This window comes from Streptomyces aurantiacus (assembly GCF_027107535.1).
In the GTDB taxonomy this organism is placed as follows: Bacteria; Actinomycetota; Actinomycetes; order Streptomycetales; family Streptomycetaceae; genus Streptomyces.
Genome location: NZ_CP114283.1, coordinates 2,981,876 through 2,995,315 on the forward strand (window position 1 = coordinate 2,981,876; position 13,440 = coordinate 2,995,315).

7 protein-coding genes are annotated in these 13,440 nt (G+C 72.0%); 3 read left to right on the forward strand and 4 right to left on the reverse strand.

Going from position 1 to position 13,440, the window contains the following annotated elements; translation table 11 throughout:
- Nucleotides 1–105: 105 nt before the first annotated feature.
- The 3 genes from O1Q96_RS14950 to O1Q96_RS14960 all read left to right on the forward strand — a co-directional run bounded on the left by O1Q96_RS14950 (nt 106) and on the right by O1Q96_RS14960 (nt 7,384).
- Nucleotides 106–1,632, forward strand: a complete 1,527-nt coding sequence (locus tag O1Q96_RS14950) for a hypothetical protein (protein ID WP_269248628.1) — start codon at nt 106–108, stop codon at nt 1,630–1,632.
- A gap of 130 nt (nt 1,633–1,762) precedes the next feature.
- Nucleotides 1,763–2,644, forward strand: a complete 882-nt coding sequence (locus O1Q96_RS14955; protein WP_269248629.1) for a hypothetical protein — start codon at nt 1,763–1,765, stop codon at nt 2,642–2,644.
- 63 nt (nt 2,645–2,707) lie between these two features.
- Nucleotides 2,708–7,384, forward strand: coding sequence for a hypothetical protein (locus tag O1Q96_RS14960; protein WP_269248630.1), 4,677 nt, complete (start codon nt 2,708–2,710; stop codon nt 7,382–7,384).
- A gap of 59 nt (nt 7,385–7,443) precedes the next feature.
- On the opposite strand, the gene O1Q96_RS14965 is transcribed toward O1Q96_RS14960, so the two are convergent.
- The 4 genes from O1Q96_RS14965 to O1Q96_RS14980 form a co-directional block, all read right to left on the reverse strand.
- Nucleotides 7,444–9,006 (reverse strand): GMC family oxidoreductase, encoded by a 1,563-nt coding sequence (locus tag O1Q96_RS14965; RefSeq protein WP_269248631.1) that lies wholly within the window; start codon nt 9,004–9,006, stop codon nt 7,444–7,446.
- A gap of 54 nt (nt 9,007–9,060) precedes the next feature.
- Nucleotides 9,061–10,641, reverse strand: a complete 1,581-nt coding sequence (locus O1Q96_RS14970) for an APC family permease (RefSeq protein ID WP_269248632.1) — start codon at nt 10,639–10,641, stop codon at nt 9,061–9,063.
- Between the two features lie 171 nt (nt 10,642–10,812).
- On the reverse strand, nt 10,813–12,279 hold the full coding sequence (locus tag O1Q96_RS14975; RefSeq protein ID WP_269248633.1) for an aldehyde dehydrogenase family protein: 1,467 nt from the start codon (nt 12,277–12,279) through the stop codon (nt 10,813–10,815).
- Nucleotides 12,272–13,429, reverse strand: a complete 1,158-nt coding sequence (locus tag O1Q96_RS14980) for an aromatic ring-hydroxylating oxygenase subunit alpha (RefSeq protein ID WP_269248634.1) — start codon at nt 13,427–13,429, stop codon at nt 12,272–12,274. The genes O1Q96_RS14975 and O1Q96_RS14980 overlap by 8 nt, the downstream gene beginning before the upstream one ends.
- Nucleotides 13,430–13,440 lie beyond the last annotated feature (11 nt).

Sequence of the window (13,440 nt, forward strand, 5' to 3'; positions counted from 1 at the left end):
GAGCAGTGACAATCCGCCCGCACCCGACAAACGGCCCGAAGTGTCACAGCGGCCCCGGCGGAGCGCTTTGTGCCGTTGTCAGACCGAGGACCTAGTCTGTGCACCGTGACTTCGCCTGCATCGACGGACAGCGTTCCGCCCCAGCTCAGCGCGGGGCCGCGGCCCGCCCCGGGCCCGGCCGCCGACGAGGGCCTGGCGCGGCGGCTGCGCGCGCTCGCCTGCACCGCCCCCCTGCACGACCTGGACGTACGCAAGGCGAACCTCGCGGGTGAGTACACGGTCTACGGAATGGCCGAGGTCGCCCTCGCCGCCATCGACCTCGTCACACTGAACATGGACTTCGACACCGGCGCCGACCACGACCAGATAGTGGCCAGGCTCATCCCGCGCATCGCAGCCCAGGCCCCGCGCCGGCCCGTCACCGAGCACGAACGCGTCGCGCGCTGGGTCCTGGAGAACCTGATCAACGTCGGCAGCGTCGACCGCGGCTTCCGCGCCGTGTACGGCACGTTCGCGCCCGACGGCTCGTACGTGCGCCGCGACTACGACTTCAAGCTGATCGAGGAGGTGCCCGGCTACGGAGGGGTCGTGTACCTGCGTACGACGGACGAGGCGGTCAACGTCCTCGTGGGCGCCCTCGACACCGACGTCACCAGCGCGCAGATCGCCGCCGAGGTCAAGCTGGAGGTACTGATCAGCCGCGGCCGCCTCGCGGACGCCCAACTCGCCGCCGAGCAGGCCCGCTACCGGACCGTGCAGTACTCCGAGACGCTCCGCAGGGCCCTCGACGCGACCCGGCGCAACGTCCGGGCGGTGGACTGGCTGCAGACCGTGCCCGACATGATCGCCGAGGCCCTCGACCACGTGGCCGACCGCTACCGCCACGAGAACGCGATCCTCACCAACATCCGCAAGGCGCGGGACGAGTCGGAGGACCCCGAGCAGAAGCGCCGGGCCGCCGAGCTGGTCGACATCGTCAAGGACTGCATCCGGCGCCACACGCAGCTGCAGTCCCGGCTGCTGGAGGCCGGGCCGCTGTTCCGCGCCGAGCAGGACCGGCAGGCCTTCGCCACCCCGATGACGACCTCCGGGATAGACCTCTACGGCCATCTGGTCGCCCCCGTACTGCCGCTGCCCGTGGAGCAGGCGCTGCGGGTGACCGACGCCTTCTTCGCGCGCGGGACGGGCCTTCGGACCTCCGCGTCCGTCCGCGTCGGGGATCTCGTCGACCTGCTGCTGACGCCTCCGGTGGAGCGGGAGCACCTGGGCGCCGAGATGCCCGAACCGGACCTGATCGCCACGCCGGACGACAGCCGGTTCAGCGAGGAGCAGCTCGCCGTCGCCATGGAGTTGCTCGACCTTCCGGCCGACGCGCCACGCCGGCTCTCCGGGCTGCTCGCGGACGCCCGGCGGCGGGACCCCGAACTGCCGTATCTGGTCGCCCTGCTGGCGGTGCACGCCGCCAGCCCTCCGGTCGGCACCGCCTACCGCCAGGGCGAGGAGCGGCTGTTGTTCGCCGTGGACGACGGAACCGAGCTGGACGACCCCGAGTTCGGCGGAGCGGATCTCATCGTCGGCATGGCTCTCCTGGACGCCGCGGGAATGGCCGCCGGCCGTACGGAGGCGGCGTGATGCCGCACCGGCCGGCGCCCGGCCGCGGACCGTCCGCAGCTCGTCGCACAGTTCCCCGCGCCCCCGGGAGAGCCCCGGCGAGGGCGCTCGTCCCCCGTCCCGCCGTCCAGCCGAAGGAGTTGCAGCAGTCGTGACCGAGCACGTCGAGTGGAGTGAGCCGGAGGCGGCCGCCGCGCCGTCCGCGGCCGCCTCCGTCACTCCCGCCGACACCGCCGATGCCGCGCGGCTCGTGGCCTTCGGGCTGCAGCCCAAGGTGCAGCCCGCGCGGGACCAGGAGTACGCCGAGCTGCTGCGGCGCTACCGCGAGGACCCGGCCTTCGCCCGGCTCGCCGACGCCGTGGCCACCGGGCTCGGGCTCGTCGTGCTGGAAGTGTCCCCGAGGGCCGGAATGGCGGTGACCGCCGCCGAGGACTCGGTGTTCGCCGTACGCATGGGCGACTACGCGCGGCGGGCGTCCGCCGACTCGAGCGACCGCTTCCTGCACGGGCTCGCACATCTCGCGGTCGCCGCCATGGCCTTCCCGAGGCCGGAGGACCTCGCGGACGACGGGTACATCGGGCGGGTGTCGGTCAACGGCGTCGACGCGTTCGTACGACAGGCCTGCCGCCGCCTGGAGGAGCGGGCCGAGGAGCAGGGGGAGAACACCGACCCGGCGACGGACGCGCCCGGACTCGAGTCCGCCTGGCGCATCTGGGCGCGGCGCAGCTCCGCCGGCGCCACCAAGGACGCGCGCAGACTGGCCGGTTCGACCACCGGCATCATCGGCAAGGCGGTCGCCTTCCTCACCGACTCCGGCTTCCTGCAGCGCACCGGTGACGATGCCGGGGGGACCTACCGGACGACCGCTCGTTATCAGCTCCAGGTGCGGGACATGGCGGGCAGCGCCGCCCTCGCCGAGCTGCTGGAGCTGGGCGTCGTGCCCGTGACCGACGGCACCGCCACCCTGTTGCCCGCAGAGGACACCGACGACCTGGAGCTGGCCGCCGACGCCGGGCTGCCGTTCCACTCGTAACCGACCAGCCGACCGCACCACCAACCGCCTCAACTCCCCATACGACTACGAGAGTCCGCCGCCATGTACGAGCTGTCCCGGGTCCGCCTCTACTCCATCGGGCCTGCCGGTGCGCGCTACGCCGACACCGTGCTGGACCTTCGGGGTGTCGGCGGGCTCGTGCCCGACCCCGCTCCCACGCAGGCGGAGTTCTTCGAGGAGGAGCCCGTCGGGCCGCCGCGTCGCCCCGCCCCCGCCGGTGTGCTCTTCCTGGAGAACGGCGGCGGCAAGTCCGTCCTGCTCAAGCTGATCTTCTCGGTGATGCTGCCCGGCCACCGCAACACCCTGGGCGGTGCCAGCTCGGGTGTGCTGCGGAAGTTCCTGCTCGCGGACGACTGCGGGCACGTGGCGCTGGAGTGGCAGCACACGCTGACCGGCGCGTGCGTCGTGGTCGGCAAGGTCAGCGAGTGGCGGGGGCGCCAGGTCTCCAACGACCCGCGGAAGTTCGCCGAGGCCTGGTACTCCTTCCGGCCCGGCCCCGGGCTGAGCCTGGACAACCTGCCGGTCGCCGAGGCGACCTCCGTGCGGCCGTCCGTCGAGGGCGCCTCGGGCGCGCAGGGGCGGCGGCGCACCATGAAGGGCTTCCGGGACGCGCTCACCGAGGCGGGCAAGGCGTACCCGCACCTCGAAGTGCACTGGGAGGAGATCCACGACCGCTGGATCGAACACCTCGGCGACCTGGGCCTCGACCCCGAACTCTTCCGCTACCAGCGCGAGATGAACGCCGACGAGGGCGAGGCCGCCGGCCTCTTCGCCGTCAAGAAGGACTCCGACTTCACCGACCTGCTGCTGCGCGCGGTCACCGACACCCGGGACACCGACGGCCTCGCCGACCTGGTGGGCGGCTTCGGCAACAAACTGGGACGACGGGCCGAGCTCATCGCCGAACGGGAGTTCACCGCCGGATCCGCCGACCTCCTCGGACGGATCGTCGAGGCGGCCGGGGCCCGCTCCCGGGCCCGCGAGGTCCACGCGGCCGCCGAGCGGCGTACGCGCACACTGGCCCGGCGGCTCTCCGCACGCGCCGTGCTGGAGCGGGGACGTACCGGCGACCTCGCCCAGCAGGTCACCACCGCCGCCCACCGGGTCACCGAGGCCGAGGGTTCCCGGGAGCGCAGCGCGCTGATCGCCGCCGAACTGGCCTACCGGCACGCCTCGTTGGCGCTCGCCGGGGCCGAGAAGGGAGCGGCCGCGCAGAAGCGGGAGCTCGCCGAGGCGCGCACCCTGCACTCCGCCTGGCAGGCGGCCGAAGCCGTCCTGCGGCACCGCGCCGCCGCCGACCGTTCCGCACGTGTGGCAGCCGCGATCCTGGAGGCCGAGCGGGACGCCGCGCCCGCCCTCGCCGCACGTGCCCGGGCCGCCGCCGATCTCGTACGGGCCCTGCACGCGGCCGCCGAAGGGGCCGAGTCGGTCGCCAACGAGGAGGAGGAGCGGTCCGCCGCGCTGCAGGAGGTCGGTGAGGCCGCCCACCGGGACTCGACGTCGGCCGCCACCGAGGCGCAGCGTGCCCGCAGCGAAGTCGGGCACCTGCGCCAGCGCCTCGGCGAGGTCGAGCAGGAGACCGCCGAGGCGGTGCGCGCCGGCTGGCTCGACGACACCGCCCCGGACGCCGATCCGGCCCGCGCCGCGCTCGCGGCCAGCGATGCCGAGAAGACCGCCGTCGCCGCGTGGGACACGGCCCGCGAGACGTCCCGCCGCACCACGGACCAGGCCCGTGAAGCCGCGTCGGCCGAGTCCCGCGCCGAACTCACCGCGGCCCGCGCCGCCGATGCCGCCACGGCGGCCGAGCGCGCGTACGACGCGGAGCGGCGCACCGCGCAGGCGCTGGCGGAGGAGGAGCGGCTGGCCGAGCTTCTGAGCCTGCCCGGGGCCGTCGGCGCTTCGGGGAGTGCCGGGCGTCCCGCGTTGCCGCAGCCCCGGCACTCCGCCACGCAGGACGGTTCCGGCAGCACCGGCGCCCCGGCAGGAGGCCCGGACGACTCCGCGGCCGACGGTCCCCTCACCGCCACGGAGCTGGACCGCTACGCCGACGAGCTCCGCCGGCTCCTCGACGACACGGTCGCCTCCGCCGAGCGGCAGCTCTTCGAACTGCGGACCGCAGCGGCCGACGACGCCCGGATCCTCGGCGCCCTCGGCGACGGCGGACTGCTGCCGCCCGGCCCCGACGTCCTGGCCACCGTGGAGTACCTGGGCGAGCACGGCATCCCCGCCCTCCCCGGCTGGCGCTACCTCGCGCAGGCCGTCGATCCCGTCGACCACGCCCGCGTGCTGGCCGCGCGGCCCGAGCTGGTCGACGGCGTGATCATCACGGACCCGGCCACGCACGCGCGGGCCCGGGAGGCCCTCACCGACGCCGCGCTGCTCCCGCGCTCCGCCGTCGCCGTGGGTACGGCCGCCGCTCTGCTCGCCCCGACCCCGGCCCCCGGCGCGGGCGACGTCTTCCTCGTCCCGCCGAACCCGGCCATGCACGACGAGCACGCCGCCGACGAGGAGCGGCAGGCGCTGCGCACGCGCGCGGCCGGGCGGGACGACGAGATCCGCGAATCGGCGGCCCGGCTCGCCAAGGACAGGGAGCTGTCCGCGCGGCTCGCCTCCTGGCGGACGGGCTGCCCGGCGGGACGGCTCGCCGAGCTCGCCACGGCGGCCCATGACGCGCGCACGTTCGCCGAGGAGGCCGAGGCCGAGCTCGCCGAGGCGCGTACCCTCCGGACCGAGGCCGACGAGGCGGCGGCCGAGGCGGCCCTCGTGCGGGACGAGCGACAGGAAGCCGCACAGCGGGCCCGACGCGCCGCGGACGCACTCGCAGGACTCGCCTTCCGGCTGCGCGAACGCGCCGGCTGGCAGGTCAAACTGCGGGAACTCGCCGACGACGCGGCCGAGTCGGAGGCCCGCGCCCAGTCCTGTCTGGAGCGCGCCCGCGCCGCCGACGAGGACCGGCGTGGCGCCCAGCGGGCCGCCGACGACGCCCGCCGCACGGCCCGTGCGCTGCGCGCCGAGCGCGCGGAGATCGCGGGCGCCCCCGACGACGTACCGGAAGCGGACCCGGGCACCGCGAGGTCGTCGCTGCCGGCCCTGCGCGAGGCCTACCGGGCCGCCTCCCAGCTGTACGAGAAGGTCGGGGTCGGCGCCGACCTGCGCGCCGAGCAGGCCCGGGCCGAGAGCGACGAGAGCACGGCGCTCACGGAGCTGAACCGGCTGACCAACAAGGTCCGCACGCGTGCGGCCCAGCTCCTGGAGTCCACCGACGGTTCCGACGGCCCGTCCCGGCAGGCGGCCGTGGCCCGCGCCGAGGAACTGGTCCAGCTCCTCGAGACGCGGATGTCGACCGCGAGCGAACACCTGGGCCGGCTGCGGGGCGAGGCCGAGCGGCACGCGCCCGAGGACGCCGAGGCGCACACCGAACTGCCCGACGACCTGATTCCGCGCGACGCCGAGCACGCACAGAGCCTGCTGCGTACCGCCACCGGCGAACTGGCCTCCCGCACCGAGGCGTTGGGCCAGGCACGCGCGGCGCACACCGAGCTGCTGGACGCCCACCGTGCCGCCGAGGACGCGGCAGGCGGCTTCGACGAGACGGCCGCCCTGCTCCGGGACCTCCTCAGGGAGCACTCGGACGACGAGCAGGAGGACACCGAGCCCCACCCCGGCACGATCGAGGAGGCCAGGCAGTCCGCCGCCGACACGCGCCGCTCGCTGCGGGGCTGCGCGGCCGACCTCTCCGCCGCCGAGTCGGCCGTGCGCGAGGCCGGCGACATCCTCGTACGGCATGCCAACTCGACGCGCTACGAACAGGTGCGCACCCCCGCGCGTCAGCAGATCCGGGAGCTGCCCGCGTCCGCGCTGCCCGAGCACGCGCAGAAGTGGGCGGACGCCTTCGCGCCCCGGCTTCGGGTCCTCACCGACGAGTTGGAGCAGCTGGAGCGCAACCGCGACTCGATCGTGGACCGGCTGCGTGGGCTGGTCGAGTCCTCCCTCGCCACCCTGCGGTCGGCCCAGCGGCTGTCCCGTCTCCCCGAGGGACTGGGGGAGTGGTCCGGCCAGGAGTTCCTCCGGATCCGCTTCGAGGAGCCCGACCAGGCCACACTCGCCGAGCGGCTCGGCGAGGTCGTCGACGAGGCGACCAGGGCGGCGGTCAAGAAGAACTCCGACCTGCGCCGCGACGGGATGTCCCTGCTGCTGCGAGGCGTCGCAGCGGCCCTTCAGCCGAAGGGCGTCGCGGTCGAGATCCTCAAGCCCGACGCCGTACTGCGCGCCGAGCGTGTCCCCGTCGGGCAGATGGGCGACGTGTTCTCCGGCGGCCAGCTGCTCACCGCCGCGATCGCGCTGTACTGCACGATGGCGGCCCTGCGCTCGAACGACCGGGGGCGGGACAAGCACCGCCACGCCGGCACGCTGTTCCTGGACAACCCCATCGGGCGCGCCAACGCCACGTACCTGCTGGAGCTGCAGCGGGCCGTCTCCGACGCGCTGGGCGTGCAGCTCCTCTACACCACCGGCCTGTTCGACACCACGGCGCTGGCGGAGTTCCCGCTGGTCATCCGCCTGCGCAACGACGCCGACCTGCGGGCGGGCCTGAAGTACATCAGCGTGGAGGAACACCTCCGCCCGGGTCTCCCGAAGGAGACCCCCGCGGGAGAGGCGTCCCACACGGAGATCACGGCGACCCGTATGTACAAGCGGCCCGCGCCGAGCGTTCCGTAACCGCGGGGCAGGGGAGACTGCGGGCCGTTCGTGGCTGGTCGCGCAGTTCCCCGCCCCCGCTAGAAGGCGCTGTCCGCATCCTCTTTGAGAAGGTCCGCGCACTTCTCGCCGATCATCATCGTCGTGATGCACGGATTGACGGTGACGAGGTTCGGCATGACGGACCCGTCGGCGACCCGCAGCCCGTCGATCCCCTTGACCCGCAACCGCGCGTCGAGCGGCGCCGAGGCGTCGTCGTCCGCGCCCATCTTCACCGTGCAGGACGGGTGGTAGACGGTGTTGTGGGTCTTGTGGATGTAGTCGAGCAGCTCGTCGTCCGTCCTGACGTCCGGCCCGGGGGCCAGCTCCGCCCCCGCCCAACCGCTCAGCGCGGGCTGCTCCGCGATACGACGGGCCAGCTTCAGCCCGTACGTCATCACGCGCGCGTCGTGCTCGTGCGTGAAGTACCGCGGATCGACCCTGGGTTTGTCCCGGTAGTCGCGCGTCCGCAGCCGCACCGTGCCGCGTGACTTCGCGCGGGTGACGTTCGGCGTGAGACAGAACGCGTTCTCGGAGGTCGGATAGCCCCACCGGGCCGTGTTCATGTCGAACGGCACCGACCCGTAGTGGAACATCAGGTCCGGCCGGTCCAGGCCGGGCTCGGTGTCGTAGAAGATGCCGGCCTCCCACCACTGGCTGGAGGCGGTCGGCATGGGCTGTTTCGCGTCCCACATGATGACGCCCTCGGGGTGGTCCTGGAGGTTCTCGCCCACGCCGGGCGAGTCCACCACCACGTCGACGCCCACCTCACGCAGGTGCCCGGCGGGCCCGATACCGGACAGCATCAGCAGCTTCGCGCTGTCGATCGAGCCGCAGGACACGATCACCTCGCGCCTGGCCCGGACCGTCCGGGTGTGGATCAGGTCCGGGTCCAGGTACTCGGCGCCCACGCAGCGCCGCCCGTCGAGCACCAGCTTCCTGGCCCGCACCCCGGTCCGTACGTCGAGGTTCGGACGCCTGCCGAGGATCGGGTGCAGATACGCGACGGACGAGGACTGCCTGATGTTGTTCTCGTCGGAGTTGATCTGGAACCAGCCGGCGCCCCGGATCACCGTCCTGCCCGTGTTGAACGGGGTCGTCGGAATGCCCGCCTGGGCGCAGGCCTCCAACAGGGCGGTGCCGCAGGGGTCGTCGCTCTTCAGCGTGCGCAGCTTCACCGGGCCGGTGCGGCCGTGGTGCTCGCCGGGCGCGTCGTTGTTCTCCAGCCGCCGGTAGAGCGGCAGGAGTTCGGACGAGCTCCACCCCGTACAGCCCGCGGCGGCCCAGTCGTCGAGGTCCTCCGCCGGCGCCCAGAAGGCGATACAGGAGTTGTGCGACGAACAGCCGCCGAGCACCCTGGCGCGGGCGTGCCGCATGAAACTGTTGCCGCTGGCCTGCGGCTCGACCGGGTAGTCCCAGTCGTAGCCCGACTCCAGCAGCCCCATCCAGCGTTCCAGCTTCATGACGTCGTCGTCGCCGATGTCGCTGGGGCCCGCCTCCAGGACGCACACGGTGACGTTCGGATCCTCGGAGAGCCGCGCCGCGACCACGTTGCCCGCCGTGCCGCCGCCGACCACGACATAGTCGAACTCGTCTTCGTTCATCGGGGGTTGACCTCCTTGGAGTCCTTGCGTCGTTCTGCTTCCGGATCGGTGCGGTCAGTCGGCCGTCGGGGTGGCCGCGGGGGAGGAGGGCGGCAGGGGAGTGTCGTCCGCGGCCTTGTACTGGTGCTCCGCGAGCACTCCGGTGCGGTGGCGTTGCACGAACCAGTAGTAGGCGAAGCCGCCGCCCATCACGATGCCGACGAACAGGACGGCGCCCCAGCGCAGGTACCAGTGGTACGGGGCCGCCGCGTTGTAGACCGCGGCGCGCGGCCAGATCAGGTTGAGCATCATGGCCGTGCCCCACAGCACCGCGACGATGTTGACGGGCAGCCCCCATCGGCCGAGGGAGAACTTGCCGTCGCCCGCGGGCTGCCAGTTACCGCGCAGCCTGGCCACCAGCATGGGCCCGGTGACCAGCAGATACGCGAGATAGATCAGGATGATGCCGATACTGGTGACCACGGTGAAGATCTGCGGCTGGCGGATGTTGACCACCAGGATCGCCAGCGCCAGGATGCCGATGATCACGGCGGGGAGGATCGGGGTCTGGAACCGCGGATGGACCTTGGCCAGCTTGGAGGAGGCGGGCAGGTTGTTGTCGCGGGACATCGCGAAGGCCAGCCGGATCGCCGCGGTGTGCACGGCCAGGGCGCAGACCGTGACCGCGATGAACACACACCACAGCATGGCCTTGCCCGCGTCCTCACCGAGCACGTTGAGGACGATGTACTGCAGGCCGTCCGTGGACAGCCGGTCGCCCTTCAGGCTGGACACGCTCATCAGCGCGAGGATCAGGATGAGGCCGCCGAGGATGAACGAGGCGACGATGGCGCGGATGATGGCGCGCGGCGCGTTGCGTGACGGGTCGAGGGACTCCTCGCCGAGCGAGGCGGCCGTGTCGAAGCCGTACATCACGTACGCGGACGCCAGCGACGCGACCAGGAACGCGCCGAGGTAGCCACCGGGCTGGCCCGCTCCCGTGCCGTTCGTCTCCAGCACGACCTGCGGTCCACGGGTGATGTGCACGGCGAACAGCACGATCAGTACGACGGTCGCGATGAGCTCGATGAAGACGCCCGCCGTGTTGATCCTGGCCATCAGCTTCACACCGAGGGCGTTCACCAGCGTGGTGAAGACGATGAGTACGGCGGCCAGCAGCACGGCGTTGGTGGCGACGTCGTACTTGCCCGTGCCGTCGCCCACGAACTGGAACGCGGAGGAGATCTGCGGAAGGGTCAGCTGATACGCAAGGGCCACGGCGGCGATCGACACGATCGAGGCGATCAGCATCGTCCAGCCGGCCAGCCAGCCTATGTGTGGATTGCCCACCTTCTTGGACCAGTTGTAGACGGAACCGGCCACCGGATAGCGGGCGGCGAGTTCGGCGAAGCACAGCGCGACCATGAACTGGCCGACGAAGACCATGGGCCAGGACCACCAGTAGGCGGGCCCGCCGCTGCCGTATCCGAAGTAGAAGAGCTGGAAGGTGCCGGTGAGGATGGAGATGTAGCTGATGCCGGCGGCGAAGGTGTGGAAGTTGCCGAGCGTGCGCTTCAGCTCGGGCTTGTAACCGAACTCGTTGAGTTCCGAGTCGTCATTACTGTGTTTCTCAGGTGGTTGAGCGGTGGTGGTCATGAGCGCCTCCTGGGAAGGGGGAGTTCTCCCGGGCGGGAGGGGAGTGCGGCTCGTGCGGGGTCGGTGGTGCGCGGGTGCTGGATCTTCGGGTGAAGAAGGCTGGATCTTACGGGGAGCGCGGCCGGTTCCGACCAGGGGGAGCGTCGATTTCTTGCGATTTCCTGCGGTGGGTCACGAGAACCAGCCCTGGGGACTGGGGTTCGTCGTGCGCCAGATGTGCTTGGTCTCGCGGTATTCGGCGAGACCGGCCGGTCCGAGTTCCCGCCCGAACCCGGACTGTTTGTAGCCGCCCCACTCGGCCTGCGGGACGTACGGGTGGTAGTCGTTGATCCAGATGGTGCCGATCCGCAGCGCGGACGCGACCCGCTGCGCCTTGGCCTCGTCGGAGGTGAAGATCCCGCCCGCCAGGCCGTAGATCGTGTCGTTGGCCAGCCGCACCGCCTCCGCCTCGTCGGCGAACCGCTCCACGGTCAGCACCGGCCCGAACGACTCCTCCTGGACGACGGACATCCGCCCCGAGCACTCGTCGAGGACGGTCGGCGGGTAGTAGAAGCCGTCCGGGTGCGGAGGATCGGCCGGACGCTCTCCCCCGCAGCGCAGGACCGCCCCCTCCGCCAGACCCTGGGCGACGTACGCCTCGACCTTCGCCCGGTGCGCGGCGGAGATCAGCGGACCGGTCTGCGCCCGCTCGTCGAACGGTCCGCCCAGCCTGATCCGCCGGGCCCTGCTGACGACCTCGTCGACGAACGGGTCGTGCAGCGAGTCCTCGACCAGGAGCCGCGCCCCCGCCGAGCAGACCTGCCCGGAATGCAGGAAGACGGCCGTCAACGCCATGTCGACGGCCGTCTCGAAGTCCGCGTCGGCGAAGACGATGTTCGGGTTCTTGCCGCCCAGTTCGAGAGCGACCTTCTTCACCGTCCCGGCCGCCGCCGCCATGAGTCTGCGTCCGGTCTGCAGGCCACCGGTGAAGGAGACGAGGTCCACGTCCGGATGGTCGCCCAGGGGAGCGCCGGCCTCGGGGCCGGCGCCGAGGACCAGGTTGGCCACGCCGGCCGGGAGCCCGGCCTCCTCCAGGAGCCGCATCAGATGGATCGCCGTGTGCGGGGTCAGTTCGCTCGGCTTGAGGACGAAGGTGTTGCCCGCCGCCAGCGCGGGGGCGACCTTCCAGGCCGTCTGGAGCAGCGGATAGTTCCAGGGCGTGATCAGCGCGCAGACGCCGACCGGTTCGTGCACGACCCGGCTGTCGACGCCCTCCGTGCCCGTCTCCACCACGCGGCCGCCCTCACTCGCGACGAGCCGGCCGAAGTAGCGGAAGCAGTTCTCGATGTCGTCGATGTCGTACTCGCTCTCCACCAGGCGTTTGCCGGTGTCGAGGGACTCCGCCCGGGCGAGCACGTCCTTGTCGCGTACGAGCAGGTCGGCGACCCGCAGCAGCAGGTCGCCGCGCTCGTTCGCCGGTGTCCGCGGCCAGGGGCCCTCGTCGAAGGCGCGGCGCGCGGCCGCGATCGCGTCGGCCGTGTCCTGGCCGCCCGCCTCGTCCACGACGGCGACGAGCGAACCGTCGGCCGGACAGCGGATCTCGCGGGTCCCCTTCTCCCGCGCACCCGTCCACGTGCCGCCGATGTAGAGATCAGGCATCCATGCCTCCCAGCATGCCGATGAGCCACTCGTGAAAGATCCCGATGTGGTGCTCGGTGGGCACCAGCACCCCGCCCCCTCGGTAGGCGCGGGACGCCATCGCGGGCTGCGTACGCTCGCAGGCCTCGAAGTCCTGGGCGTTGACCCGGTGGAAGAGTTCCACGGACTTCGACACGTCGGCGCCCGACCCGACGACCTCGGGTGCGTAGAGCCAGTCGCACTCCACGATCGTCCGGTCCTCGGCGAGGGGGAACATGCGGTGCAGGATGACATGGTCGGGGACGAGATTGATGAACACGGTGGGTTTGACCGTTATCGCATAGTAACGGCGGTCCTGATCCTCTGCGACCTCGGGCAGCCTGGCGAAACCCTCGCTGCCGTCGACCGTGAAGCCCTTGATCTCCTCGCCGAACTCGGCGCCGTGGCCCACGTAGTACTGGGCGGCGTATCCGTCCGCGAACTCCGGCAGCACGTCCGTGAGTTCGGGGTGGATGGTGGCGCAGTGGTAGCACTCCATGAAGTTCTCGACGATCAGCTTCCAGTTCGCCTTCACGTCGTACACGATCCGTTTGCCCAGCGCGAGGTTCTCGGTGCCGTAGTGCTCGATGGCCGCCGTGTTCCCGAGGCGCTCCACGGCCGCGCCCGTCACCGTCTCCTCGAAGGACGGCGGCTCGTCGGCCAGGCACACCCAGGCGTACCCGAGCCACTCCCGCAGCGCGACCCCCACCAGGCCGTACTCGGTGCGGTCGACGTCCGGCATCCTGACCAGGTTCGGAGCGGCGATCAGCTTGCCGTCGAGGTCGTACGTCCAGGCGTGGTACGGGCACTGGAGGTTGCGCCGGAGCTCGCCCGACTCCTCCGTGCACAGCCGGGCCCCCCGGTGCCGGCAGACGTTGAGGAAGGCGCGCAGCTCACCGGTGCGGGACCGGGTGAGCAGGACGTTCTCGCGGCCCACCTGGACCGTACGGAACGCGCCGGGCCTGGCCAGGTCGGCGCTGCGGACCGCACAGAACCACATCGACTCGAAGAGACGTTCCTGCTCCTGCCGGAAGATCTCCGGATCGGTGTAGTAGTGCCCCGGCAGCGTGGTGACCAGGCTCGGTGACGGCTGGGCGGAGGCGGTGGAGGGGGAGACGGGGGTCGTCGTCACGGGCGTGCTCC

Bases quoted from the DNA above. Each gene is read 5' to 3' on its own strand.
- O1Q96_RS14960 (WP_269248630.1), top strand. From the start codon at position 2,708: ATGTACGAGCTGTCCCGGGTCCGCCTCTACTCCATCGGGCCTGCCGGT.
- O1Q96_RS14975 (WP_269248633.1), bottom strand. From the start codon at position 12,279: ATGCCTGATCTCTACATCGGCGGCACGTGGACGGGTGCGCGGGAGAAG.
- O1Q96_RS14970 (WP_269248632.1), bottom strand. From the start codon at position 10,641: ATGACCACCACCGCTCAACCACCTGAGAAACACAGTAATGACGACTCG.
- O1Q96_RS14965 (WP_269248631.1), bottom strand. From the start codon at position 9,006: ATGAACGAAGACGAGTTCGACTATGTCGTGGTCGGCGGCGGCACGGCG.